Source organism: Pseudomonas quebecensis (genome assembly GCF_026410085.1).
Classification (GTDB): domain Bacteria; phylum Pseudomonadota; class Gammaproteobacteria; order Pseudomonadales; family Pseudomonadaceae; genus Aquipseudomonas; species Aquipseudomonas quebecensis.
Map to the genome: position 1 here is coordinate 4,736,263 of NZ_CP112866.1, position 23,883 is coordinate 4,760,145.

General features: G+C 61.8%; 22 protein-coding genes. 6 read left to right on the forward strand and 16 right to left on the reverse strand.

The genetic code is table 11. The annotated features are described in order from the left end of the window. Positions 1-25 precede the first annotated feature (25 nt). The 10 genes from OSC50_RS22125 to OSC50_RS22170 form a co-directional block, all read right to left on the reverse strand. On the reverse strand, positions 26-1,213 hold the full coding sequence (locus OSC50_RS22125) for an ATP phosphoribosyltransferase regulatory subunit (RefSeq protein WP_181080467.1): 1,188 nt from the start codon (positions 1,211-1,213) through the stop codon (positions 26-28). A gap of 292 nt (positions 1,214-1,505) precedes the next feature. After that, positions 1,506-2,372, reverse strand: coding sequence for a protease modulator HflC (gene hflC / locus OSC50_RS22130; RefSeq protein WP_034095607.1), 867 nt, complete (start codon positions 2,370-2,372; stop codon positions 1,506-1,508). After that, positions 2,372-3,547, reverse strand: coding sequence for an FtsH protease activity modulator HflK (gene hflK, locus OSC50_RS22135; protein WP_181080468.1), 1,176 nt, complete (start codon positions 3,545-3,547; stop codon positions 2,372-2,374). The genes hflC and hflK overlap by 1 nt, the downstream gene beginning before the upstream one ends. 96 nt (positions 3,548-3,643) lie before the next feature. Further along, positions 3,644-4,945, reverse strand: a complete 1,302-nt coding sequence (gene hflX, locus OSC50_RS22140; RefSeq protein ID WP_181080469.1) for a ribosome rescue GTPase HflX — start codon at positions 4,943-4,945, stop codon at positions 3,644-3,646. A 12-nt stretch (positions 4,946-4,957) separates the two neighbouring features. Next, entirely contained in the window at positions 4,958-5,218 is a 261-nt protein-coding gene (hfq, locus tag OSC50_RS22145; RefSeq protein WP_003188059.1) for an RNA chaperone Hfq, read from the reverse strand. Between the two features lie 91 nt (positions 5,219-5,309). After that, the gene (gene miaA, locus OSC50_RS22150) at positions 5,310-6,281 is read right to left on the reverse strand and encodes a tRNA (adenosine(37)-N6)-dimethylallyltransferase MiaA (RefSeq protein ID WP_181080493.1); all 972 of its coding nucleotides are present in this window, start codon (positions 6,279-6,281) and stop codon (positions 5,310-5,312) included. After that, positions 6,281-8,194 carry a DNA mismatch repair endonuclease MutL gene (gene mutL, locus OSC50_RS22155; RefSeq protein ID WP_253510164.1) on the reverse strand — a complete coding sequence of 638 codons (1,914 nt, stop codon included), beginning with the start codon at positions 8,192-8,194 and terminating at the stop codon, positions 6,281-6,283. Before mutL ends, miaA begins: the two co-directional genes overlap by 1 nt. Next, positions 8,194-9,615, reverse strand: coding sequence for an N-acetylmuramoyl-L-alanine amidase (locus tag OSC50_RS22160; RefSeq protein ID WP_181080471.1), 1,422 nt, complete (start codon positions 9,613-9,615; stop codon positions 8,194-8,196). Before OSC50_RS22160 ends, mutL begins: the two co-directional genes overlap by 1 nt. A gap of 15 nt (positions 9,616-9,630) precedes the next feature. Next, a complete protein-coding gene (gene tsaE, locus OSC50_RS22165) occupies positions 9,631-10,101 on the reverse strand; it encodes a tRNA (adenosine(37)-N6)-threonylcarbamoyltransferase complex ATPase subunit type 1 TsaE (protein ID WP_181080472.1) in 471 nt (156 codons plus the stop codon). Then, on the reverse strand, positions 10,089-10,949 hold the full coding sequence (locus OSC50_RS22170) for an NAD(P)H-hydrate dehydratase (protein ID WP_253510162.1): 861 nt from the start codon (positions 10,947-10,949) through the stop codon (positions 10,089-10,091). The genes tsaE and OSC50_RS22170 overlap by 13 nt, the downstream gene beginning before the upstream one ends. Positions 10,950-11,012: 63 nt before the next feature. Here OSC50_RS22170 and queG point away from each other — a divergent pair, with 63 nt between their 5' ends. After that, positions 11,013-12,077, forward strand: a complete 1,065-nt coding sequence (queG, locus tag OSC50_RS22175; RefSeq protein ID WP_181080474.1) for a tRNA epoxyqueuosine(34) reductase QueG — start codon at positions 11,013-11,015, stop codon at positions 12,075-12,077. On the opposite strand, the gene OSC50_RS22180 is transcribed toward queG, so the two are convergent. Then, on the reverse strand, positions 12,074-12,691 hold the full coding sequence (locus tag OSC50_RS22180; RefSeq protein ID WP_181080494.1) for a trimeric intracellular cation channel family protein: 618 nt from the start codon (positions 12,689-12,691) through the stop codon (positions 12,074-12,076). The genes queG and OSC50_RS22180 overlap by 4 nt on opposite strands. A 180-nt stretch (positions 12,692-12,871) precedes the next feature. Further along, a complete protein-coding gene (gene orn, locus OSC50_RS22185; protein ID WP_034095596.1) occupies positions 12,872-13,414 on the reverse strand; it encodes an oligoribonuclease in 543 nt (180 codons plus the stop codon). A gap of 108 nt (positions 13,415-13,522) precedes the next feature. On the opposite strand from orn, the gene rsgA reads away from it, so the two are divergent. Further along, positions 13,523-14,554 carry a small ribosomal subunit biogenesis GTPase RsgA gene (gene rsgA / locus OSC50_RS22190; RefSeq protein WP_034111514.1) on the forward strand — a complete coding sequence of 344 codons (1,032 nt, stop codon included), beginning with the start codon at positions 13,523-13,525 and terminating at the stop codon, positions 14,552-14,554. Between the two features lie 66 nt (positions 14,555-14,620). Here rsgA and motB read toward each other — a convergent pair whose 3' ends face one another. After that, the gene (gene motB, locus OSC50_RS22195) at positions 14,621-15,637 is read right to left on the reverse strand and encodes a flagellar motor protein MotB (RefSeq protein WP_253510160.1); all 1,017 of its coding nucleotides are present in this window, start codon (positions 15,635-15,637) and stop codon (positions 14,621-14,623) included. 3 nt (positions 15,638-15,640) lie between these two features. Continuing rightward, on the reverse strand, positions 15,641-16,492 hold the full coding sequence (gene motA, locus OSC50_RS22200; protein WP_181080476.1) for a flagellar motor stator protein MotA: 852 nt from the start codon (positions 16,490-16,492) through the stop codon (positions 15,641-15,643). Positions 16,493-16,659: 167 nt separating this feature from the next. Here motA and OSC50_RS22205 point away from each other — a divergent pair, with 167 nt between their 5' ends. The 3 genes from OSC50_RS22205 to asd are packed head-to-tail and all read left to right on the forward strand — an operon-like array spanning position 16,660 to position 19,947. Further along, positions 16,660-18,195, forward strand: coding sequence for an HDOD domain-containing protein (locus tag OSC50_RS22205; protein WP_181080477.1), 1,536 nt, complete (start codon positions 16,660-16,662; stop codon positions 18,193-18,195). A 57-nt stretch (positions 18,196-18,252) separates the two neighbouring features. Beyond that, positions 18,253-19,071 (forward strand): rhodanese-like domain-containing protein, encoded by an 819-nt coding sequence (locus tag OSC50_RS22210; RefSeq protein ID WP_253510158.1) that lies wholly within the window; start codon positions 18,253-18,255, stop codon positions 19,069-19,071. A gap of 15 nt (positions 19,072-19,086) precedes the next feature. After that, positions 19,087-19,947: an archaetidylserine decarboxylase gene (gene asd / locus OSC50_RS22215; protein ID WP_034095590.1), complete on the forward strand. Its 861-nt coding sequence runs from the start codon at positions 19,087-19,089 to the stop codon at positions 19,945-19,947. Positions 19,948-20,016: 69 nt separating this feature from the next. On the opposite strand, the gene serB is transcribed toward asd, so the two are convergent. Next, positions 20,017-21,231 (reverse strand): phosphoserine phosphatase SerB, encoded by a 1,215-nt coding sequence (gene serB / locus OSC50_RS22220; RefSeq protein ID WP_181080479.1) that lies wholly within the window; start codon positions 21,229-21,231, stop codon positions 20,017-20,019. A 133-nt stretch (positions 21,232-21,364) separates the two neighbouring features. Here serB and OSC50_RS22225 point away from each other — a divergent pair, with 133 nt between their 5' ends. Then, positions 21,365-22,897, forward strand: coding sequence for an AhpA/YtjB family protein (locus OSC50_RS22225; RefSeq protein WP_253510156.1), 1,533 nt, complete (start codon positions 21,365-21,367; stop codon positions 22,895-22,897). 129 nt (positions 22,898-23,026) lie between these two features. On the opposite strand, the gene OSC50_RS22230 is transcribed toward OSC50_RS22225, so the two are convergent. Further along, positions 23,027-23,737, reverse strand: a complete 711-nt coding sequence (locus OSC50_RS22230) for a PqiC family protein (protein WP_181080481.1) — start codon at positions 23,735-23,737, stop codon at positions 23,027-23,029. Positions 23,738-23,883: the final 146 nt, after the last annotated feature.

Genomic DNA, 23,883 nt, shown 5'->3' on the forward strand with positions numbered 1-23,883 from the left:
TGCCGGCGATGGCCGGCAGGAAAACTCAAGAAGCCAGTGGCGATACTTGCCAAAGCCCGTTCTGCAGAATCAATTGCCGGTCGCAGTCCGCTTCACGGGCGGCGGCCAATGGCTGCCCAGGCAACGCCTGGACGACACGCTGACCCTCACTGCGCAACTGGCAGACCTGCTGCCAGAGTGCCGCGTCCGTACTGTCGGGCATCCAGATGCCACCAGACGGCAGCTCGACCTCAGCACGCCCCAGGGTCACCAGGGTTTTCAAATCGGTGGAAAAACCGGTGGCCGGACGCGCACGACCGAAGTCGGCGCCGATATCGTCGTAACGACCGCCTTGGGCGATGGCCTGGCCAACACCCGGAACAAACACCGCGAACACTACGCCAGTATGGTAGTGATAACCGCGCAGCTCGCCCAAATCGAAGTACAGCGGCAACTGCGGGAAACGTGCCGACAACTGCTCGGCAATCGCCAGCACGTCATCCAATGCCGCCAGGACCGCCGCCGGCGCGCTCGCCAGTTGCTCACGGGCGGCGGCGAGCACTTCGCGGCCGCCGCACAAGTTCACCAGCGCACGCAGCATGCGGGCCAGGTCGGCCGGCACACCTTCGGTCAGTGCGATCACTTCATCGATGGCCTTGCGCTGCAACGCATCGAACAATTGTTGCTCCACTTCACCGGACAAACCGGCCGCACGGGCCAGACCGCGGTAGATACCGACGTGGCCCAGGTCCATGTGTACATCCGGCACGTCGGCCAGTTGCAGCATGGCCAGCATCAAGCTGATGACTTCCACATCGCTGCTCGGGCTGGCGTCGCCGTACAGCTCAGCGCCAAGCTGGATCGGGCTGCGAGAGGAAGACAACGCACGTGGCTGCGCATGCAGCACGCTGCCGGCGTAGCACAGACGGTTCGGACCTTCGCGACGCAGGGTGTGCGCATCGATACGCGCCACTTGTGGCGTGATGTCGGCTCGAAAACCCATCTGCCGGCCGGACTGCGGATCGATAACCTTGAAGGTGCGCAGATCCAGGTCCTGGCCCGCGCCGGTCAGCAGGGATTCGAGGTACTCGATATGAGGGGTCACGACAAAGTCATAACCCCAGCTCTGGAACAGATCCAACACCTGGCGACGCGCTACTTCAATGCGCGCAGCTTCTGGTGGCAGTACTTCTTCGATGCCATCTGGCAGCAGCCAGCGGTCTACCGTTGCCATTACGCCATTCCCCTTTGATCCGGGCGGCCAGCCCTCGGCCGAGCCTTGAGTGAAGCAGAAAGTGCCCGCCGCCTGCATAAACCACGCGCAAGAGCGACGTGACGAACGGCCTGCCAGCGGCCTCGTCGGGCACTTTCCTCGAAAAACCTGTCACGCCTGCCGAATCAAACATGCAGACGCAAAAAAGCCGGGAATTTCCCGGCTGCCGCATCATACACCCGTTTTCTGAAAGGATCACCCCGCCAGGCGTTTTACCCGCCCGACGGAGTGCGTCCTACTTAGTCACAGGCGCTTACTTGGCTTTTTCCAGGTAGCGAAAGAAATCGCTGCTTGGGTCCAGCACCATGACATCGGTTTTATTGGCGAAGCTTTCACGGTAGGCGCGCAGGCTACGGTAGAACGCGTAGAACTCCTGGTCCTGTCCGTAGGCCTTGGCGTAGATCGCCGCGGCTTGAGCGTCGCCATCACCACGGGCCTCTTCAGACTCGCGATAGGCTTCGGCCAGCAGTACACGACGCTGACGATCGGCATCCGCACGGATACCCTCAGCCAACTCGTTACCCTTGGCGCGATGCTCACGGGCTTCACGCTCACGCTCGGTGCTCATACGTTCGAACACGCTGCGGTTCACTTCCTTGGGCAGGTCGATGGCCTTGACCCGAACATCGATCACCTCGATACCCAGCTCCTTTTCCGCCATCTTGTTCAGCGAGGCCGTGATATCCGCCATCAAGGCATCACGCTCACCGGACACCACCTCGTGCAGGGTGCGCTTACCAAACTGGTCACGCAGGCCCGATTCCAGACGACGCGACAAACGTTCGTCGGCAATCTGCTTGAGGCCGGAGGTTGCGGTGTAGAAGCGCTCGGCATCCTTGACGCGCCACTTGGCGTAGGCGTCAACCATCACGGCTTTCTTTTCAAGGGTCAGGAAGCGCTGCGTCGGTGCATCCAGGGTCATGAGGCGTGCGTCGAACTTGCGCACCTGATTGACGTAGGGGACTTTCACATGCAGGCCCGGCTGGACATCCGCCTGGACCACGCGACCGAATTGCAGCAGCACCGCACGCTCGGTCTGAGCCACGATGTAGAAGCAGTTCCAGGCAGCGATGACCACGACGACGCCCACAATCAGGGCGGTCAGCGATTTATTGCTCATCAACGACTCTCCCTGGTACGTGTTTGCTGTTGCAGCAAGTCAGCGGCCGCACGGGCGCTCGCTTCGTTGGCAGCGGCAGTGGAGCCGGTGGACGGCGCGCTGGTGTTGCTACGACCACCCTCGATCATCTTGTCCAGCGGCAGGTACAGCAGGTTGTTCTGCCCACCCTTGCTGCCGGTCACGAGAACCTTGCTGGTGTTGCTGAAGACTTCCTGCATGGTGTCCAGGTACAGACGCTCGCGGGTCACTTCAGGCGCCTTGCGATACTCGGCCACCAGCTTGGTGAAGCGGTCAGCCTCACCCTTGGCGCGGGACACCACTTCGTCGCGATACCCGTTGGCGTCTTCGATGATGCGCTGGGCCTGACCACGGGCTTCCGGCACGACACCGTTGGCGTAAGTTTCAGCCTGGTTGCGCGAACGCTGCTCGTCTTCACGGGCACGGATCACGTCGTCGAAGGCTTCCTGCACTTCACGCGGTGCCGCCGCGCTCTGTACGTTCACCTGGGTGACGGTGATACCGGTGCGATAGGTATCGAGGAACCGTTGCAGGCGCTCCTTGATTTCGCTGGCCATCAATTCACGACCTTCGGTCAACACCTGGTCCATCGCGGTGGAACCCACCACATGGCGCAGGGCGCTTTCGGTCGCGTGCTGCAGACTGATTTCCGGCTGATCAACGTTCAGCACGAAGTCCTGAAGGTTGCTGATCTTGTACTGCACGGTCAGCGGCACTTCGACGATATTCTCGTCTTCGGTCAGCATCTGCCCCTGCTTGGTATAGGCACGCTCACGCGTGACGTTTTCCATGTACTTCTTGTCGATAGGCGGGAAATAGATATTCAGGCCCGGGCCGACGGTCTCGTAGTACTTGCCGAAGCGCAGCACCACGGCCTGCTCCTGCTCGTCCACGACATAGACCGCGCTGTACAGCCAGACAGCCGCCAGCACCACAAGGCCCAGGCCCAGCAGGCCATAGCCACCGCCCTTGCTCGTGCGACCGCCGTCGTCACCACCACGTTTTTTTCCACCACCGAACAACCCATTCAGGCTTTCCTGCAGCTTTCGGAAGGCCTCGTCGAGATCCGGTGGCCCCTTGCGGTCGCCATTATTGCGGCGCTTACCACCCCAAGGATCCTGATTATTCGAGTTGCCACCCGGCTCATTCCAAGCCATAGCGCTCTCCATCTGATAAAGCAAAGACGCACCCACGGCGCGCCGACCAATGCTACAGAATGCCTGCTACTGCGGCACAACCGCTTTCGGAGGCTTTTATTGCAAAGTGTGTTGTTCGATGAACTCTGTCGGTACGACACCTTCACGGCTGACCAGCCGATTCAGCTCCGAGCGCGGCAATCGAACGGCCAGCAAGCTGACACCTTCTTCGTCGTGTTCTTCTTTCTGTACCGCGCCCAGCTCGAAAAACTGTGCACGCAATCGAGCAAAACGCTGGGGCAAGCGCAAGGTGCCGACAAACAAATCACTGCCGAGCAACTCGGCAATCGCCTGTTCAAGCAGCTCCAGGCCACTGCCATCGCGCGCCGACAGCCAGACCCGCTGGGGCCTGCCGTTCTCATCGCGCTGAATCTGCGGCTCTACACCTTCAAGCAAATCGAGTTTGTTATAGACCTCGAGGATCGGCAAGTCCTGGGCACCAATCTCGCCCAGCACCAGCATCACCTGCTCGATCTGCAGCATGCGATCCGGTTCGGCTGCATCGATCACATGCAACAGCAAGTCGGAATTGCTCGACTCTTCGAGCGTAGACCGAAATGCTTCGACCAGCTTGTGCGGCAAGTGACGAATGAAACCCACGGTATCGGCCAGCACGATCGGCCCCAGGTCGGCCAGATCCAACCGACGCAAAGTGGGATCGAGCGTCGCAAACAATTGGTCGGCCGCATACACATCGGACTTCGTCACGTTGTTGAACAGCGTGGACTTGCCGGCGTTGGTATAGCCCACCAGGGACACCGTAGGAATGTCCGCGCGTGAACGGCCACGGCGCGACTGCTCGCGCTGGCTGCGGACTTTCTCGAGCCGTCCCTTGATCTGACGCAGGCGAACCCGCAGCAGACGGCGGTCGGTTTCCAGTTGGGTTTCACCCGGGCCGCGCATGCCGATACCACCACCCTGGCGCTCAAGGTGAGTCCAGCCACGCACCAGGCGCGTGCTCATGTGATCAAGCTGGGCCAGTTCGACCTGGAGCTTGCCTTCATGGGTACGGGCGCGTTGGGCGAAGATATCGAGAATCAGGCCGGTGCGGTCGATCACCCGACACTCGAAAACACGTTCGAGGTTACGTTCCTGACTGGGCGTGAGGGTGTGATTGAAGATCACCAGATCGGCTTCTTCGGCGTGGACCAGGTCGCGTAGTTCCTCGACCTTGCCGCTGCCGATCAGGTATTTGGCGGTTGGCCGATGACGCGGCACGTTAAAAAACGCAACGGTCTCGGCGCCGGCCGAATTTGCCAACTCCTGAAACTCCTGCGGATCTTCGCGCGCCTCAGGGTCCTGTCCATCCAAGTGAACGAGGATCACTCGCTCACCACCACCGTGGCGCTCAAAGAACAAAGGAGACTCCTATCAGGCGTTACCTGGCTCAGCGTCGCCTTGTTCGTCGCCGGCTGCGCTAGGCAGGCGGATCGGGCGAACGGGAACGACTGTCGAGATAGCGTGTTTGTAAACCATCTGGCTGACGGTGTTTTTCAGCAGGATCACGAACTGGTCGAACGACTCGATCGTACCTTGCAACTTGATACCGTTGACCAGATAAATGGAAACCCCCACTTTCTCTTTACGTAAGGTATTCAAGTAAGGGTCTTGTAGCGAATGCCCTTTTGACATGTGCCGCACTCCTTTAAGGATCAATAATAAAAATCGGAAAAAATAGCTTAAGACCGTCACACCCCCAAGGATAGACGGCAATTGCAAGGACTCAGCTCAATATGGAGACCGTTCCCAAGTATTTCAAGGCGCGTGACAGATTGTCGCTGTCCAGGCTGTCCAGCCAGTGCAAATCGCTCCAACTGCGCAACCAGGTGAACTGGCGCTTTGCCAATTGGCGCGTGGCGATGATGCCGCGCTCCTGCATTTCGGCTGACGTCAGCTTGCCATCCAGATGATCCCAGACTTGGCGATAGCCTACAGCACGTATCGAAGGCAACCCTGGATGCAGGTCACCTCTGGAACGCAGTGCTACGACCTCCTCTACAAACCCCTGTTCCAACATAATTGTGAATCTTTGTGCAATTCGTTCATGCAGCACCTGGCGATTTGCAGGAGCGATGGCCAGATTGGCCACAGTATAGGGCAATTGTGACTGTCCAGAAGCGCCTGCATCAGCACTTTGCGCAGATTGACGCTGCCGGTGCTCGGTCATGGTCGACCCGCTGACGCGCCAGACTTCCAGGGCCCGCGTGAGGCGCTGAGGGTCGTTGGGATGAATACGCGCCGCAGACACCGGATCTATCGTCGCCAATTGATCATGCAGGGCTTGCCAGCCAAGGCGCGCAGCCTCGTCTTCAAGCTCGGCGCGCACCTGGGCGTCGGCCGGCGGCATATCCGCCAGACCTTCCTGTAAAGCCTTGTAGTAGAGCATCGTGCCGCCCACGAGCAGGGGAATATTGCCCCGTGCGGTGATCTCGGCCATGGCGGCCAGGGCGTCGGTACGGAAATCCGCCGCCGAGTAGCTTTGCGCGGGGTCAATGATGTCGATCAGCCGATGCGGATAGTCCGCGAGTAACGCCTTGGATGGCTTGGCCGTGCCGATATCCATGTCCCGGTAAACCAGGGCAGAGTCGACACTGATCAGCTCGCATGGCAGCACTTTGCTCAGCTCAATGGCCAGGTCGGTCTTGCCGGCGGCCGTGGGGCCCATCAGGAAGATTGCGGGGGGCAAGGCACTCATCAACGACCGCGCAGGAACAGTTTGTCCAGATCGTCCAGGCCCATCTGGGTCCAGGTCGGTCGGCCGTGGTTGCACTGCCCGCTGCGCTCGGTGTTTTCCATGTCGCGCAGCAGCCCGTTCATTTCCGGCAACGCCAGCCGACGGTTGGCGCGGATGGCGCCGTGGCAGGCCATGGTGCCGAGCAGTTCGTTGATATGCGCCTGGATGCGGTCGCTGGTGCCGTATTCCATCAGGTCCGCCAGCACATCGGCTACGAGTCGATTGGCTTCCGCCTGCTTAAGCAGCGCCGGGATCTGACGGATCGCCAGGGTTTCCGGCCCCAGGCGCTGCAGCTCAAAGCCCAGTTTTTGAAAAACCCCGTGGTGTTCTTCGGCGCAATCGGCCTCGCGCTGGCTGACCGCCAGCGATTCCGGCACGAGCAACGGCTGGCCGCTGAGACCTTCGCTGGCCATGGCGATCTTCAACCGCTCGTACATGATTCGCTCGTGGGCGGCATGCATGTCGACCAGCACGAGGCCATGGGCGTTTTCCGCCAGGATGTAAATGCCCTTGAGCTGCGCCAACGCATAACCCAAAGGCGGGATATCACCGCCACCTTCGGGCAGAGCCACTGCGCTCGGCTCAGCACCCGGCAGCGGCGCGTAGAATTCGCGATAGGCTGCCTGAGCCTCGGCCACCGGCACCGTCGATTGTGGACGTGGCGTGTACTGGTACTGATAACCCGCCCCCGCGCCGCCGCCCGGTGCCGTGTAGGCTGGCTGCGGCTGTGGCGATTGCAGCAGGTTGCCCGCCAGGCTCATCTCACCCTGGGGACCGAACTCACCGGCCTCGGGGCCGCTTGGGCGCACCACTGCCGTCACGATCGGCGCCGCCAGTTGGTCGTCCGGGCGCACGTCGCCCAGCGCGCGGTGCAGGGTGCCATAAAGGAAGTCATGCACCATGCGCCCATCACGGAAGCGCACCTCGTGCTTGGTCGGGTGGACGTTAACGTCCACCACCGCCGGGTCGACCTCGAAAAACAGCACAAAGGTCGGATGCCGTCCATTGAACAGCACATCGCGATAGGCCTGGCGCACCGCGTGGGCAACGAGTTTGTCGCGCACTGCGCGGCCATTCACAAAGAAGTACTGCAAGTCCGCCTGGCTGCGAGAGAAGGTCGGCAAACCTACCCAGCCCCACAGGCGCAGGCCGTTGCGCTCGATTTCAATCGGCAGTGCCTGCTCCAGGAACCCCGCACCGCACACCGCCGCCACCCGACGGGCGCGCGCGGCGTCGTCATTGGCTTCGTGCAGGCTGAGGATGGTCTTGCCGTTGTGGCGCAAGTGAAACGCCACGTCGAAACGCGCCAGGGCGAGGCGTTTGATGACTTCCTGCAGGTGGTCGAACTCGGTTTTCTCGGCCTTGAGGAACTTACGCCGCGCCGGCGTATTGAAGAACAGGTCGCGCACCTCAACCGAGGTGCCCACCGGATGCGCGGCCGGCTGGACCCGAGGCGCCATGTCGCGCCCCTCGGTTTCCACTTGCCAGGCCTGGTCGGCGCCGCGGGTGCGCGAGGTCAGGGTCAGGCGTGCCACGGAACTGATGGAGGCCAGGGCCTCGCCGCGAAAACCCAGGCTCATCACGCGCTCAAGGTCTTCCAGGTCGCGAATCTTACTGGTGGCGTGACGGGCCAGCGCCAACGGCAGGTCGTCGGAGGAGATGCCGCTGCCGTCGTCGCGCACCCGCAAGAGCTTCACCCCCCCCTGCTCCACGTCGACATCAATACGTTTGGCGCCGGAGTCGATGCTGTTTTCCAGCAGTTCCTTGATCACCGACGCGGGCCGCTCCACCACCTCGCCCGCAGCGATCTGGTTGGCCAGGCGCGGGCTGAGCAATTCAATGCGCGAGCCGCTGCCGAGAACTGTTTCGCTCATTACTGTGCCGCCAATTCTGTGCCGGGGATGGTCAATACCTGGCCGACCTTCAATTCATCGGTTTTCAGGTTGTTCGCAGTGCGCAAGGTCGCGGGCGATACCTGGAAGCGCACCGCCAGCATGGCCAGGGTGTCACCGGGCTGTACGCGATGGTCACGCGTGCCTTGGGCGATTTTCCCGGAGTCGCGCAACCAGGCGATATACGTGCCGGGAGGCGGATTCTGCTGGAAGAACTGACGTACGCCGGCACTGATGGACCGCGCCAATGCCTGTTGGTGGCTGGCGCTGGCCAATTTGGACGCCTCGTTGGCGTTGGAGATAAAGCCGGTTTCCACCAGGATCGATGGGATATCCGGCGACTTCAACACCATGAACCCGGCCTGCTCAACGCGCTGTTTGTGCAACGACGTGACACGACCGATATTGCTCAACACCTTCTGGCCGACGTTCAGGCTGGAAGTCAGCGAGGCGGTCATCGACAGGTCCAGCAGTACGCCGGCGAGCATCTTGTCCTTGTCATCCAGGGAAACGTTGCCGGCCCCGCCGATCAGATCGGAGCGGTTTTCGCTGTCGGCCAGCCAGCGCGCGGTTTCGGACGTGGCGCCTCGATCCGAGAGGGCAAATACCGATGCTCCGAAGGCCGCAGACGACGGCGCGGCGTCGGCGTGGATCGACACAAACAGGTCGGCCCCCTTCTTACGCGCGATTTCGGTACGGCCGCGCAACGGAATGAAATAGTCGCCGGTGCGGGTCAGCTCGGCACGGTAGCCTTTCATGCCATTGACCTGGCGCTGCAGCTCGCGAGCGATGGCCAGCACCACGTCTTTTTCATGCTGGCCGCGTGAACCGGAGGCACCCGGGTCTTCACCGCCGTGACCGGCATCAATGACCACGATAATGTCACGCTTGCCGGCCGGTGCCGGCGGCGGCGGTGGCAGCTTGACCTGAGGCTGCGACGGGTTTACCGGCACCGCCGGTACGGTCGCCACGCTCGGCGTCGGCGCGGGCGGCGGAGCGGCATCCGCGGCGTTGTCGAACAGGTCGACCACCAGCCGGTTACCGTACTGGGCATTCGGCGCCAGCGAGAAGCTCTTGGGCGTCACGGCTTTTTTCAGGTCAATGACCACGCGCAGGTCGGTCGGCGTACGCTGCGCCGAGCGCATGGCGGTGATCGGCGTGTTGGCGGTAGAAACTTTAAGTGGCGCGGCCAGGGTCGCGCCGTTGATATCGATCACCAGGCGATCGGGCGCCGCCAGGGTAAAGACACTGTGCTGGACCGGCCCGGACAGGTCGAACACCAGTCGCGTGTTATCCGGCGCTCGCCACAGGCGCACACTCTTTACCTGTGAAGCAGCCAGAGCATTGACAGTCATTGCCGCAAGCAACACCCCTACGACAGCAACCAACGCGCGAAAGCGCATACCTAACCCCACCAATTATTTGAATTCCAAAGCCAGAGCGGCACACCACGACTCGGCGCGCGTGCTCTGGGGCAACAACTTCAGCTGACGTCCATGCTCATGCGGCGTAATGGTAATGGTCAGGTCAGGCTTTGGCAAAAAGCCTGTACCTTTATCTGGCCATTCGATCAGGCACAGCGCCTCTGCATCGAAGTAATCACGGATGCCCATAAACTCCAATTCCTCGGGGTCCACCAGGCGGTAGAGGTCGAAGTGAAAGGCGCGCATCGTGCCGATCTCGTAAGGTTCGACCAACGTGAACGTCGGGCTTTTTACCGCGCCCTCATGACCCAGCCCGCGAATAATCCCACGGGACAACGTGGTCTTACCTGCTCCCAGGTCGCCTTCCAGGAAAATCAGCCCGTTACCGGCCGTCAGTTGCGCCAGGCGATGGCCCAACGCAACCATGGCGTCTTCATCGGCCAGGAAGAGAATTACTTCAGGCATGGCGACTGCTCCTCCAGCAATTGACGAATGGCCGGGATCAGGTCACTGGCGGCAAGCCCACGCCCCAAGGTGCCCTGTCGATCCCCAGCCGTGGCGTGCAGCCAAACGGCCAGGCAACTGGCCTCGTACGCAGGCATTCCCTGGGCCAGCAAAGCGCCGACCAGACCGGCCAATACATCGCCCAGCCCTGCGGTAGCCATCGCCGGATGGCCTTGATCGCAGCGGGAAACCCGTCCATCCGGGCTGGCAATCAAACTACCCGCGCCTTTGAGAATGGCGACGGCGTTGAATGTCCGGCTCAACGCGCGCGCCACCTTAAGACGGTCCGCCTGAACCTCGGCTGTCGACAAGCCCAACAGACGCGCCGCTTCGCCCGGGTGCGGGGTGATTACGCAGTTGGCCGGCAGGCTCACACCGCCGGCAGCCAGTTGGTTCAACGCGTCGGCGTCCCATACTTGCGGCTGGCGGGCATTGGCCGCGACCGATAACAAGCTTTTGCCCCAGGCGGCAGCGCCCAGGCCGGGGCCGATAACGATCACCGAGATTTTTTCCAGCAAGCCCATCAACTGGTTGGCAGAACTCACGCCCACGCTCATGACTTCCGGCAAACGGGCCAATGCAGCCGGCACATGCTCAAGGCGCGTCGCCAGGGACACCATGCCCGCACCACTGCGCAAGGCGCTTTCGGCACTCAACAGCGCAGCGCCGCCGAAGCCCAGGTCACCGCCGATGACCAGCAGGTGGCCGAACTGGCCTTTATGGGCATCCGCAGAGCGCGCAGCCAGGTGCGGCAATTGGCCGGGTAATAGTGGCTGAACGTCGGTTATTTCGTGTTTTGTCTGAGGCATGCGTCTTCAAGCTCCGATGTCTGGCAGAATTATACGCATCTAACCTGTGGTTTCCCGTGTCTCATGCCCGCTATTACCTCCGATCTGCCCGCCCTCGCCCAATCGATCAAAGACTGGGGCCGCGAGCTGGGCTTTCAGCAAGTCGGCATCAGTGGCCTGGACCTGGCCGAGCATGAGCAGCACCTGCAACGCTGGCTCGACGCCGGCTACCACGGCGAGATGGATTACATGGGCGCCCACGGCAGCAAACGCTCCCACCCCGAAGAACTGGTACCCGGCACCCTGCGCGTGGTGTCGCTGCGCATGGATTACCTGCCCGGCGACACCCATATGGCGCACATGCTGGCCCAGCCGGAAAAAGCCTACATCTCCCGCTACGCCCTCGGCCGCGACTACCACAAGCTGATCCGCAAACGCGTGCAGCAACTGGCCGACCGTATCCAGGCCCAGATCGGCCCTTTTGGCTTTCGGGCCTTTGTCGACAGCGCGCCAGTGCTCGAAAAGGCCATCGCCGAGCAAGCCGGCCTGGGCTGGATCGGCAAGAACACCCTGGTACTCAATCGCAAGGCCGGCAGTTATTTTTTCCTCAGTGAGCTGTTCGTCGACCTGCCCTTACCGGTCGACCCGCCCCATAGCACCGAGCACTGCGGACGCTGCACCGCTTGCCTGGATATCTGCCCGACCAATGCCTTCGTCGGCCCCTATGTGCTGGACGCCCGGCGCTGTATCTCGTACCTGACCATTGAGCTCAAAAGCGCGATTCCGGAGGACCTGCGCCCACTGATCGGCAATCGCGTATTCGGCTGCGATGACTGTCAGATCGTTTGTCCGTGGAATCGTTTCGCTCGTGCCACTGGCGAAGGCGATTTCCAGCCACGGCATAACCTGGATAACGCAGAACTGGCCGAACTGTTTATGTGGGACGAGGATAAATTCCTCAGCAGCACCGAAGGCTCGCCCCTGCGCCGCGCCGGCTATGAGCGCTGGTTGCGTAACCTGGCAGTAGGCTTGGGCAATGCGCCATCAAGCATTCCGGTGCTGGAAGCCTTGAAGGCGCGCCGTGAGCACCCCTCGGCGCTGGTGCGTGAGCATGTGGAATGGGCACTCAAGCAGCACGCGCAACGCTAGTGCACATCGTCGTTGTAGACGAACTTGGGCATTTCCCAGTGAAAGCGGATCGCCAGCAGGCGCAATAGAAAGCCACTGAACAGCGTCAGCAGGATGGCTTGCTCGCCGGGCAGTTCCAGATGCAGACACAGCAGGTAGAACCAGGCGGCGAGGAACGACACGCTGGCATACAACTCGCGGCGGAAGATCAGCGGGATATCGTTGCAGAAGATATCCCGCAGAATGCCGCCGAACACCCCGGTGATCACACCACTGACCGACGCCACCAGCATGCCGTGGCCCATTTCCAGGGCAGTCATGCAGCCGATCAAAGTGAATGCCACCAGGCCCACGGCGTCCAGCGCCAGGAAGACCGAGCGCAGACGTCGCATCAGCGGCGCGATAAAGATCGTCACCAGCGCAGCCACGGAGGTCAGCACCAGGTACTCCGGGTGCTTGACCCACGTCAGCGGGTAATGCCCCAGCAATACATCACGCACCGAACCGCCCCCCAGCGCCGTCACGCAGGCGATCAGCACCACGCCGAACCAGTCCATGCCGCGCCGACCGGCGGACAGGGCGCCGGTCATGGCTTCGGCGGTGATGGCGATGAGGTAAAGCATCAGCAGCATGATGGCGATCCTTGCAAAGAGGCCGGCAGTCTAATCATTTGCTGATGGCACCAAAAGGGGGCGCTGGGCGATAAAACGAGTGGCCTGCATCGGGGGCAAGCCCCCTCCCACACTTGGACTTGGGAATACATTCAAGTGTGGGAGCTGGCTTGCCTGCAAGGGCGCTGTTCGGCCGCCCTAGCTTCAAGCCTTGATGAAATGCTTGCGGTAATGCTGCAGCTCGGCAATCGACTCGCGAATGTCATCCAGCGCCAGGTGAGTGCTGCCTTTGTGGAAACTGTCTTTGACTTCCGGCGCCCAGCGCGCGGCCAGTTCCTTGAGCGTGGACACGTCCAGGTTGCGGTAATGGAAATAGCTTTCCAGGGCCTTCATGTGGGTATAAAGGAAGCGACGATCCTGGCAGATGCTGTTGCCACAGATCGGCGATTTGCCTTTGGGCACCCACTGTTCCAGGAAGGCGATGGTCTGGGCCTCGGCCTCGGCCATGCTGATACGGCTGTCGCGCACACGCTGGGTCAGGCCGGAGTTACCGTGGGTGCGGGTATTCCACTCATCCATAGTGGCGAGCACCGCGTCGCTGTGATGGATGGCGATCACCGGACCTTCGGCCAAGGTGTTGAGGTTGCTGTCGGTGACAATCGTCGCCATCTCGATGATGACGTCGGTGTCAGGGTTCAGACCGGTCATTTCCAGATCGATCCAAATCAGGTTCTGTGGGTTTTGCATGGCTCGTTTCTCTTGGCACCTTGGCGTAGCTGCGCAGTTTAGCAGGCGGGGCCGTGCTAGACTCGCGACCGTTTTACCCAACCTTTGCATTATCGACACGGAACACCAATGGCCAAACGCCAGCTCAACCGTCGCCAGAACTGGCGCATCGAAAAGATTCAAGGTGAACGCGCCGCCCGCGCCGCCAAACGTGAATCCTCCGCCGTGGAAGCGCTCGAGGGCGGCGACCTGGGCCCCGAACAAACGGGCCTGGTGATCGCGCACTTTGGCGTGCAGGTCGAAGTCGAGGCGCTGGAAGGCGAACTCGCCGGCCAGGTGTTCCGTTGTCACTTGCGCGCCAACCTGCCGGCGCTGGTGACCGGCGACCGTGTGGTATGGCGGGCCGGCAACCAGGGGATCGGCGTGATCGTCGCCCAGTTGCCACGCAGCACCGAATTGCGCCGCCCCGACAGTCGCGGCCAGCTCAAGCCGGTGGCGGCCAACGTCGACATGATCGTGATTGTCTTCGCTCCGTTGCCCGAGCCCCATGCCAACCTGATCGACCGCTACCTGGTGGCGGCCGAGCACGCCGGCATTCGCCCACTGCTGCTGTTGAACAAATTCGATTTGATCGACGAGCAGAACGCCCCGGCGCTCAATGCGTTGCTGGCGGTCTACCGCACCCTGGGCTACCCGGTGCTGGAAGTCTCGGCCCATCACGGCAATGGCATGGAACAACTGCAACAACAGTTGGACGGGCGCATCAGCGTGTTCGTAGGCCAGTCCGGCGTCGGCAAGTCGTCGCTGGTCAACAGCCTGCTGCCGGAAGTGGACACCCGCGTGGGGCCGCTGTCGGAGCTGTCCGGCCAGGGCACCCACACCACCACCACCGCGCGACTGTTCCACTTCCCCGGCGGTGGCGAGCTGATCGACTCTCCGGGTATCCGCGAATTCGGCCTCGGCCACGTCAGCCGCAGCGATGTGGAAGCCGGCTTCATCGAATTCAACGACCTGATCGGCACCTGCCGCTTCCGCGACTGCAAGCACGACCGCGAACCGGGCTGCGCCTTGCTCAAGGCCCTGGAAGATGGCCGTGTGCAACAGCAGCGGATGAATAGCTATCGGTCGATCATTGCAAGCTTGCCTGAAAGCAGTTACTGACCGACACCCTGCCCGCCGAGGCAGATGTGAAAAGGCCGCGATGATCGCGGCCTTTTCATATGCAGGTTAAGAGCCCGTTCTGGGCACCGTCGGGTCTTTCACACCGCCATCGTCAAACAGATTCAACCTCTGCCGCAGTTCATGGGCCGGCAATGGCTCCTTTCCTGGCGGGATCGCGTTCGGGTCGGTCGGCACTTCCCCTGGCGCCCCGGCGCCCGGCGTGGGTGCCGGAGGGGGTTGATCGCCCTCGATCGCGCGCTGGGCCTTTTTAGTCAGCACGACGATGTCGATGCGCCGATTGATCGGGTTGAACGGGTCCTTCCCATCAAACAGCTGCGAGGAGGCAAAACCCACCACCCGCGCCACTTGCGAATCCGGGTAGCTGCCGGCCACCAGGGCACGACGGGCCGCGTTGGCGCGGTTGGCCGAAAGCTCCCAGTTGCCGAAGTCGCCTTGGCCCGCATAGGGCTTGGCGTCCGTATGGCCACTGATGCTGATTTTGTTCGGCACCGCTTTGATGGTGTCGGCCATGGCCAGCAGGATATCTTCGAAGTACGGCTTCAACCGCGCACTGCCGGAATCGAACATCGGCCGGTTGGCGGCGTCGGTGATCTGGATGCGCAGACCGTCCGGCGTGATCTCGAAGGAAATCTGATCCTTGAACTTCAGCAACTGCGGGTTTTCCTCAACCTTGTTTTGCAGTTCCTGCAGCAACAGCTCAAGACGCTCCTGCTCGACCTGCTCGGCCATGGCCTCGACCGTGTCGCGCTCCACCGGGATTTTCTCCTGGGGTGCCTCGGTCTTCACTTCCGGGTTGATCGTGCGCTCAGGCGCCAGCTGCGGCGAACCGCCCAGGTCGATCACGAAGGGCGTGCCGCTTTCCGAGAAACCGATAGGGTCTTTGAAGTAGCCGGCGATGGCGATCTTCTGCTCCGGCGTGGCGGTAGACATCAGCCACAGCACCAGAAAGAACGCCATCATCGCCGTCGCAAAGTCGGCGAAGGCGATTTTCCAGGCGCCACCATGGTGCCCCGCAGCGAAGCGCTTGACGCGCTTGATGATTATCGGCTGGTTGTTTTCCATGGCTTAGCGACCGCGAACCGCTTGTTCCAGCTCGGCGAAGCTTGGGCGATGCTTGGGGTACAACACCTTGCGACCGAACTCCACCGCCAGCGAAGGCGGCATGCCGGAGGCAGACGCCACCAGGCTGGCCTTGATCGATTCGTACAGGTTGATTTCTTCCTTGGCGTCATGGGCCAGGGAGGTCGCCAGCGGGCCGAAGAAACCGTAGGCCGCGAGAATACCGAAGAACGTGCCCACCAATGCCGCACCTACGTGCATGCCGATGGCCGCCTGGTCACCTTCGCCCAGCGAGGCCATGGTCACCACAATACCGAGTACCGCCGCCACGATACCGAAGCCGGGCATGCCGTCGGCGACGCCGGTCACCGCGTGCGATGGGTGCTCCAGCTCTTCTTTAAGGCTGAACAATTCCATGTCGAACAGGCCTTCCAGCTCATGGGGCGCCATGTTGCCGGAAGACATGATGCGCAGGTAATCGCAGATATAGGCGGTCATGCGCTCGTCTTTGAGCACGGCCGGGTACTTGGCGAAAATCGGGCTGGCTGCGGCGTCTTCGATATCGGCCTCAATGGCCATCATGCCTTCGCGGCGGCTCTTGTTGAGGATCTCGTAGACCAGGCCCAGCACTTCCAGATAGAAAGTATGGGAGAAGCGCGAACCGAACATGCTCAGGGATTTTTTGACCACGTGCATGGTCATGTACCCAGGGTTGGCTTGCAGGAATGCACCAAATGCCGCCCCGCCGATGATCATCACTTCGAAAGGCTGGATCAACGCGGCGATTTTACCGTGGGAAAGGACGTAACCGCCGAGCACGCTCGCGAGGACGACGATGATGCCGATAATTTTAGCCATAGGAGATGAGTACTTGCGCCGTCAGGTTCATGGACATATTTGGGGGAACTGGAAAACTCTTGTTCTACTTATCGGCAAAACTGCGCCAGACTATAGCCCGTTAAGGCGAAAAGCCAGTTCGGCCCGCTCCGGGCGTGTTGACCGCAAGTGATGATCGCGCCCCTACCATGGCTAAACAAAAAACCGACCCAACTGCAAAACCTGCCTCCCTCCCCGACTGGATCAAGCGTCTGGACGAGGTGCACTTGCCTGTTCCACAGGCCAGCCATGACCGCGTATGCAAAGCCATTCGCGACAGCCGCAGTTCGTTGCGAGATATTGCCGAGCTGATGCAAAACAGCCCGGCCCTGGTACTCAGCGTGATGCGCGAGGCCAACAGCCATACCCATGGCAGCCTGGCCGAGCCGGCGGAAAACCTCGAGGTGGCGCTCAACCGCCTGGGCCTCAAGCGCGCCGAGGAATTACTGGCGCGCTTGCCGTCAGTGCCCGCCCAGGACATTCCAGCGGCGCTGCGCCAGCTGTTACTGGTCAGTCAACACGCCTCGCAGCAGGCCAACGGCCTGTTCGGCAGCCGCCTGGCGCGGCTGTGGCAAGACATTCATTGGGGCAGCCTGCTGTTTCTGTCGCCGCTGTGGCCGATGGCAGTGGCCTATCCCAAGCTGCTGGAAGAATGGGAACTGCGGGTTATCCACAAGGGCGAGTCGGCGCGCGTGGTCGAGCAGCAATTATTCGGCGTGCGCCTGCTGGACCTGTGCATCGGCCTGACCGAAGCCTGGCATTTGCCGATGTGGGTCTCCCAGGGTTACACCCTGCTGCTGAACGAGCAACGCATGCTGGTCAAGTCGCTGCGTGTCGCCCGCGACGAAGATCCTCTGCACCAACAGCAATTGCTCGACGCCGACCCCGGCTTGCGCCGCTGGCTGAACCAGCCGGCCAATACCGTACTGCTGGCCAATGGCTTGGCAATGTCCGCCCAGGAATCCTGGACCTGCCCGCACACGCAGCGCTGGCAATTGCTCACCGCCCTGTACCTGCAACAACCGTTGGGCGAGGTGCAGCAGCAAGTCCACCAACAAGCCGTAACCAGCGCCCGCACCGCGCTGATGCCCGATCTCTGGCATCCGGCGCTGTCGCTGATCTGGCCGTGGCATGTGCAGAAGATCCATCGCGGCTTGCTGCCCGCTCCGCCCCCTACCGCCGAAGCCCTGGCCGTATGGCGAAGCCGCTGCACCGAACTGCTGATGGAACCGAGCCGGTTTGCCAACGCCATGCACCTGACCACCTGCGCCAAAGAGGCGCTGGTCGCCAGCGGTATGCAACGGGTGATGCTGCTGATGACCGACCGCGCCCAAAGCACCTTGCGCGTACACCAGGTCGACGGCTTGCCCAAGGACGCCGCCAACCTGAGCCTGGACGTGGTGCACAGTACGATGCTGCAGCGCCTGCTGGAAAAGTCCGCCCAGGTCCGCTTCACGCCGGACAACCACGCCCAGTTCTCCGCGCTGCTGCCGCCAATCCTGAGTCGCCTGTTCAGTGGCGAACACTTGCTGCTGCGTTCCTTGAGCTGCAATGGCAAGGTCGTGATGCTGATGGTGGCCGACCAGGGCGGTGGGCCATTCTCGGAAACCACCGTGCAAGCCTTTGGCAAAACCGCCCAATGCATCGAAAAGGCCCTGCACGGCTTTACCAACCGCGGCGCCTGATGCTTGCGCTACAATCGCCGTCCCTTATCGCCGACCTTTATGCCCAGGAGACCTCACATGCCTGACTTCTCTGGCTTGCCGCTGGTGATCGAATCCGCCGACCTACACAGTCGCCTGGGTGCCGAACACCTGATTGTGGTGGACCTCACCAGTGCCGCCCGCTACGCCGAAGGGCATATCCCCGGCGCACATTTCGTTGACCCGAAGCGCACTCAACTGGGCCAACCGCCAGCTCCCGGCCTGCTGCCGAACAAGGCGGACCTGGAAAAGCTGTTTGGCGAACTCGGCCACACGCCGGACGCTACCTATGTGGTGTACGACGACGAAGGCGGCGGCTGGGCCGGGCGTTTTATCTGGTTGCTCGACGTGATCGGCCACCAGAAATACCACTATCTCGACGGCGGCCTGCTGGCATGGTTAGCAGAGGGCCAGCCCGTGTCCACCGACGCTCCCCCGTCGGCCGGCGGCCCGGTCAGCCTCACACTGCACGATGGCCCTACTGCGACGCGCGAATACCTGCAAAGCCGTCTCGGCGCTGCCGACCTGGGGATCTGGGACGCGCGCGGCCCGCTGGAGTATTCCGGCGAGAAGGTGCTCGCGGCCAAGGGCGGGCACATCCCCGGCGCGGTCAACTTCGAATGGACTGAAGGCATGGATAAGGCGCGCAACCTGCGAATCCGCCGCGATATGCCCCAGATTCTTGAAAACCTGGGCCTGACGCCCGACAAAGAAATCATCACCCATTGCCAGACTCACCACCGCTCTGGCTTCACCTATCTGGTGGCCAAGGCGCTCGGTTATCCGCGAGTCAAAGGTTATGCCGGTTCCTGGGGCGAATGGGGCAATCACCCCGATACGCCCGTTGAAAAGACTTAAGGTTTAAGGACAGTTATGAAAAAGCAGTTGTTTATCCTCAGCCAGTATTTGCTGCCGCACCACTTGCTGTCGCGCCTGGCCGGCTGCGTGGCCGAGTGCCGCGTGCGCTGGTTCAAGAATGCGTTCACCACTTGGTTCGCCAAGCGCTATCAAGTGGACATGTCCCAGGCACTGGTCGAGGACGTGACCGCTTACGAGCACTTCAATGCATTCTTCACCCGCGCCTTGAAAGACGGCGCGCGGCCTCTGGACCCGACCCCCGGCGCCGTGCTGAGCCCCGCCGACGGCGCGGTCAGCCAGCTCGGTCCGATCGAACATGGCCGCGTGTTCCAGGCCAAAGGCCACAGCTTCAGCGTGCTGGAACTGCTGGGCGGCGATGCAGCCATGGCCGCGCCGTTCATGGGCGGCGATTTCGCCACTATTTACCTGTCGCCGAAAGACTATCACCGCGTGCACATGCCGCTGGCCGGTACCCTGCGCGAGATGGTCTATGTGCCGGGGCGGATTTTCTCGGTCAACCAGACCACCGCCGAAAACGTGCCGGAGCTGTTCGCGCGCAACGAGCGGGTGGTTTGCCTGTTCGACACCGAACGCGGCCCGATGGCTGTGGTGCTGGTGGGCGCGATGATCGTGGCGTCGATTGAAACCGTATGGGCCGGCCTGGTTACGCCACCCAAGCGCGAGCTGAAAACCTTCCGCTATGACGAAGCCGCCCGCGCGCCGATCCACCTGGAAAAAGGTGCGGAGCTGGGACGCTTCAAGTTGGGCTCCACCGCGATCGTGCTGTTCGGGCCGGATCAGGTGCAGTGGTCAGAAGCGCTGCTGGCCGGTTCGCCGGTGCAGATGGGTCAGGGGATCGGCCTGCCGAAAGCCTGATCCGATATTTGCAGAGATCTAATGTGAGAGGGGGGTTGCCCCCTCCTACATTTCTGACCGCATTGAGTCTCAGAGCTGGCCGTCGCGGTCGCGAAAGCCCAGCAGGTACAGCACACCGTCCAACCCCAAGGTCGAAATTGCCTGCTTGGCTGACTGTTTGACCAGTGGCTTGGCCCGGAACGCCACGCCCAACCCGGCAATCGCCAGCATCGGCAAATCGTTGGCACCGTCGCCGACCGCGATGGTCTGCTCCAGACGCAACCCTTCCTTGTGGGCCAGCTCCTTGAGCAAGTCGGCCTTGCGCTGCGCATCGACAATCGGCTCGACCGCTACGCCAGTCACTTTGCCGTCGACCACTTCAAGCTCGTTGGCAAAGACGTAGTCGATGCCCAGCTTGGCCTGCAACTGCTTGGCGAAATAGGTAAAGCCGCCGGACAGGATCGCAGTCTTGTAGCCCAGGCGCTTGAGTTCGGCGAACAGGGTTTCGGCGCCCTCGGTCAGGCGCAGGGAGGCGCCGATGGAATCCAGCACGCTCACATCCAGGCCTTTGAGCAGTGCCAGACGCTCCTTGAAGCTGGCGCGGAAGTCCAACTCACCGGCCATGGCACGTTCGGTGATGGCACTGACCTGCTCACCCACGCCGGCGGCCTTGGCCAGCTCGTCGATGACTTCGGCCTCGATCAGTGTGGAGTCCATATCGAACACCGCCAGGCGACGGTTGCGTCGGAACAGCGAATCTTCCTGGAAGGCGATATCGACGTTCAGTTCCTGGGCCACACTGAGGAATTCAGCCCGCAGGGCCTGCGGATCGGCCGGTTCGCCGCGCACGGAGAACTCAATGCAGCCCTTGCCCTGGTCGGCTGGCGTGTCCAACGGCATGCGCCCCGACAGACGGTCGATATGGTCGATATTCAACCCATAGTGCGCGGTAATGGAACTGACGCGCTGCAGCTGTTCGGCGGTGACCTTGCGGGTCAACAGCGTGACGATATGGCGCTTCTTGCCTTGGCCGGCCACCCACTGCCGGTAGTCCGCTTCGGAGACCGGCGTGAAACGCACCTGCTGGTCCAGCTTATACGCGGTAAACAGAATGTCCTTGAGCACGGATGATGACTGTTCGTTGCTCGGGATTTCCACCAGGATGCCGAACGACAGGGTGTCGTGGATCACTGCCTGGCCGATGTCGAGAATGTTTACACCACCCTGGGCCAGAACACCGGTAATGGCGGCAGTAAGACCCGGGCGGTCTTCCCCAGTGATGTTAATCAGGACAATTTCGCGCAAGGCGCACCCCCAGGCTGGAAAAAAACCGCATTCTACCCACTTTCAGTGACCATCGGGCACAGCCAACGCTTTGCCGGTCATGGGCCTGTCGCTATACTGCGCGTCAACTTCACGGACCAAGAGCCGAGCTCAAGTGAACCGGCCCACGCCAGTAAAAACCGACAACTTCTTCCTGCTGATCTTCCGGGCACTGCGCCACCGCCGTGTACCGATCGCATTACGCATCGCCAGCCATAACGTGATCCTGGTCGCCCTGGCCCTGGTGATCTACGCCTGCGTGATGGGTTTGCAGTTCAAACAGGCCATGCACGAGCAAGCCGACGCCCTGGGCGAAAGCTTGACCACCCAGACCGCCACCTCGGCGACCGAGCTGCTGGTGTCCAACGACATCCTCAGTCTCAACGTGCTGCTCAATAACCTCACCAAGAATCCGCTGGTGGCTCACGCCGCCATCTACAGCGTCGACAACCGGATCATGGCCGAAGCCGGTCAGCGCCCGAAAAACGGCCTGTTGGGTGAGGCCGAAGGCCTGTACCAGAGCAATATCACCTTTCAGGATGTGAAGGCCGGCCAATTGCGCATCAGCCTGGACATGCAGCAATTCCAGCAGCCGATGACCATCAGCCTGCAAAGCATGGGCATCCTGAGCGCGATTCTGCTGGCATTGGCGCTGGCCTTGAGCCTGCGCCTGGGTCGGCACATCTCCACGCCGCTGATGCAACTGCGCATCTGGCTGCGGGACATCGACGAACACACTCCGGCCACTGACCGCCAGGACGAAATCGGCGACTTGGCGCGCCAGCTCCACGCCAGCTTCGCCCCGGAGCCGGTGGTCCGAGAAATTGAGCCGGAACCCGAGCTCGAAGACACCGATTACGACGACGAACCCGAGTTCGAAGTGCGCGACCTGCGCGACCCCGGCTTCGACGAAAAGCCGCCGGTGGCGGGCCTCAAGCCCGTAACGCGCAAGGCTCTCATCGCCGAAGAGGACGAACTGGACGACGAAGACCCGTTCGCCGACCTGCGCGATACCTCGGCCGGCACCCCGGCCGTCGTGCCGAAGGCAGCGCCGATGAAGAACGCCGAACCGCAGCACAGTGCCGTGCTGGCCGTGCAACTGGGTGCCCAGGACCAACTGCGTCGCCTGCCCCGCGCGCGCCTCACGGAATTGCTGGAACGCTACCGCGACTGCCTCGACCAGGCCGCCTCGCTGTACCAGAGCGAACTGCATACCCTGAACGATGGCAGCACGTTGATGCTGTTCCACAGCGAAGACAGCGGCGAAGACTACCTGACCAACGCCATCTGCTGCGGCGAGCTGCTGCGCGCCTTGGGCCACGCCTTGCAGATCGAGGTGGCCGACAGCGGCATCACCTTGCAACTGCAGTTGGGGCTGACCGTGGGTGACGATCTGTTCGGCATGAGTCAGATCGACCTGCTGCTCACTGAAATCGCCCAGGATGCGCTGGCCTTGTCCCAGCACAGCCGCAACCTGCTGCTGGTGGAGCGCAAGATCAGTGAAGACGCGCTGATTCGCCAGCGCGCCCGCATCCGCCCGATTGCCAGCCCCGAGGGCGCCAGCTGCGTGGAGCGCCTGATGGAACCGTATCCGTCGATGCTGGAACGTCAGTTAGCGCGTATGCACGAGACCCGCGCAAAACCCTGAAGAGCACGGCAAGAATAATGTGGAGGGGCAAGCCCCTCCCACATTGGGACTGCTAAAAACTTCAAGTAAATCGCACACAAACAAAAGGCCCGCTGAATCAGCGGGCCTTTTGTTTGTGTGGCATTCAGATCAAAACCTGAACACTTCCATATCGGTACGAATCGGTGTGGCCATGGGCATCTTGGGCTTTTCCGGAGCAACCGGCTTGGCCTGGGCCGGCGCTTGTTTGCGCGGGGCTTCGGCGGCGATCGGCGGCTGGTTGGCCAACGGCTTGAGTGCCACCGACAATTGCTGGGCCAAGTGCTGCAACAACACGCCCTGGGCCTGGACCTGGGACGCGGTGGTGCCGGTGTGCTGTTCCTGCAAGTGCACGATGCGGTTGTCGCGTACCTGGCCACGACGGTCGATCAGACGCCACTGTGCATCAAGGATGGCCGGCTGCGAGCTGCCCGAGTCCAAACGTGTGATCGTCAGCAATACCTGCACATCCGGGGTGAACCCGGTCGGTGCGGGCGCGAGGACCACCCGCTGGCTGTCCAGTTGACCTGCCACCTGGCGCAGCATCAGTTGGTTGATGTCGGACGATAAACTGCCCGCCCATCGACCATCGGTGGAACCTTGCAGGCTGCCGTCGTTCTGACGTTGCAGCAGGGTTTCACGCTGCAGGTAGTCCGCGACGATTACCGGCCCCAGCAAAACCGCCATGCCGGCGGTTTGAGCTGGTTGAGCCGGACTTCCGCTGTCCAGCTGATACAGCGACACGGGTTGATGTGTGCTGCAACCCGCCAGCCCCAAAAGGCCAGCGAGCATGAAAATAAAAGGAAGGCGTGGAGCAGTCATCATCCCATCCAGGTGGCTGCCACAAGGCGAACCACAATGTAATACTAAAAAATAACCTGTACACGCTCGGCCACGCCGGCGCTGAAGAGGCCATATCATCCGTGAATATGCGCCATGACTCCAGCGCCAAAGCGTCGATCTACGCG

Bases quoted from the DNA above. Each gene is read 5' to 3' on its own strand.
- OSC50_RS22125 (WP_181080467.1), bottom strand. From the start codon at position 1,213: ATGGCAACGGTAGACCGCTGGCTGCTGCCAGATGGCATCGAAGAAGTA.
- hflC (WP_034095607.1), bottom strand. From the start codon at position 2,372: ATGAGCAATAAATCGCTGACCGCCCTGATTGTGGGCGTCGTCGTGGTC.
- hflK (WP_181080468.1), bottom strand. From the start codon at position 3,547: ATGGCTTGGAATGAGCCGGGTGGCAACTCGAATAATCAGGATCCTTGG.
- hfq (WP_003188059.1), bottom strand. From the start codon at position 5,218: ATGTCAAAAGGGCATTCGCTACAAGACCCTTACTTGAATACCTTACGT.
- miaA (WP_181080493.1), bottom strand. From the start codon at position 6,281: ATGAGTGCCTTGCCCCCCGCAATCTTCCTGATGGGCCCCACGGCCGCC.
- mutL (WP_253510164.1), bottom strand. From the start codon at position 8,194: ATGAGCGAAACAGTTCTCGGCAGCGGCTCGCGCATTGAATTGCTCAGC.
- OSC50_RS22160 (WP_181080471.1), bottom strand. From the start codon at position 9,615: ATGCGCTTTCGCGCGTTGGTTGCTGTCGTAGGGGTGTTGCTTGCGGCA.
- tsaE (WP_181080472.1), bottom strand. From the start codon at position 10,101: ATGCCTGAAGTAATTCTCTTCCTGGCCGATGAAGACGCCATGGTTGCG.
- OSC50_RS22170 (WP_253510162.1), bottom strand. From the start codon at position 10,949: ATGCCTCAGACAAAACACGAAATAACCGACGTTCAGCCACTATTACCC.
- queG (WP_181080474.1), top strand. From the start codon at position 11,013: ATGCCCGCTATTACCTCCGATCTGCCCGCCCTCGCCCAATCGATCAAA.
- orn (WP_034095596.1), bottom strand. From the start codon at position 13,414: ATGCAAAACCCACAGAACCTGATTTGGATCGATCTGGAAATGACCGGT.
- rsgA (WP_034111514.1), top strand. From the start codon at position 13,523: ATGGCCAAACGCCAGCTCAACCGTCGCCAGAACTGGCGCATCGAAAAG.
- motB (WP_253510160.1), bottom strand. From the start codon at position 15,637: ATGGAAAACAACCAGCCGATAATCATCAAGCGCGTCAAGCGCTTCGCT.
- motA (WP_181080476.1), bottom strand. From the start codon at position 16,492: ATGGCTAAAATTATCGGCATCATCGTCGTCCTCGCGAGCGTGCTCGGC.
- OSC50_RS22205 (WP_181080477.1), top strand. From the start codon at position 16,660: ATGGCTAAACAAAAAACCGACCCAACTGCAAAACCTGCCTCCCTCCCC.
- OSC50_RS22210 (WP_253510158.1), top strand. From the start codon at position 18,253: ATGCCTGACTTCTCTGGCTTGCCGCTGGTGATCGAATCCGCCGACCTA.
- asd (WP_034095590.1), top strand. From the start codon at position 19,087: ATGAAAAAGCAGTTGTTTATCCTCAGCCAGTATTTGCTGCCGCACCAC.
- OSC50_RS22230 (WP_181080481.1), bottom strand. From the start codon at position 23,737: ATGACTGCTCCACGCCTTCCTTTTATTTTCATGCTCGCTGGCCTTTTG.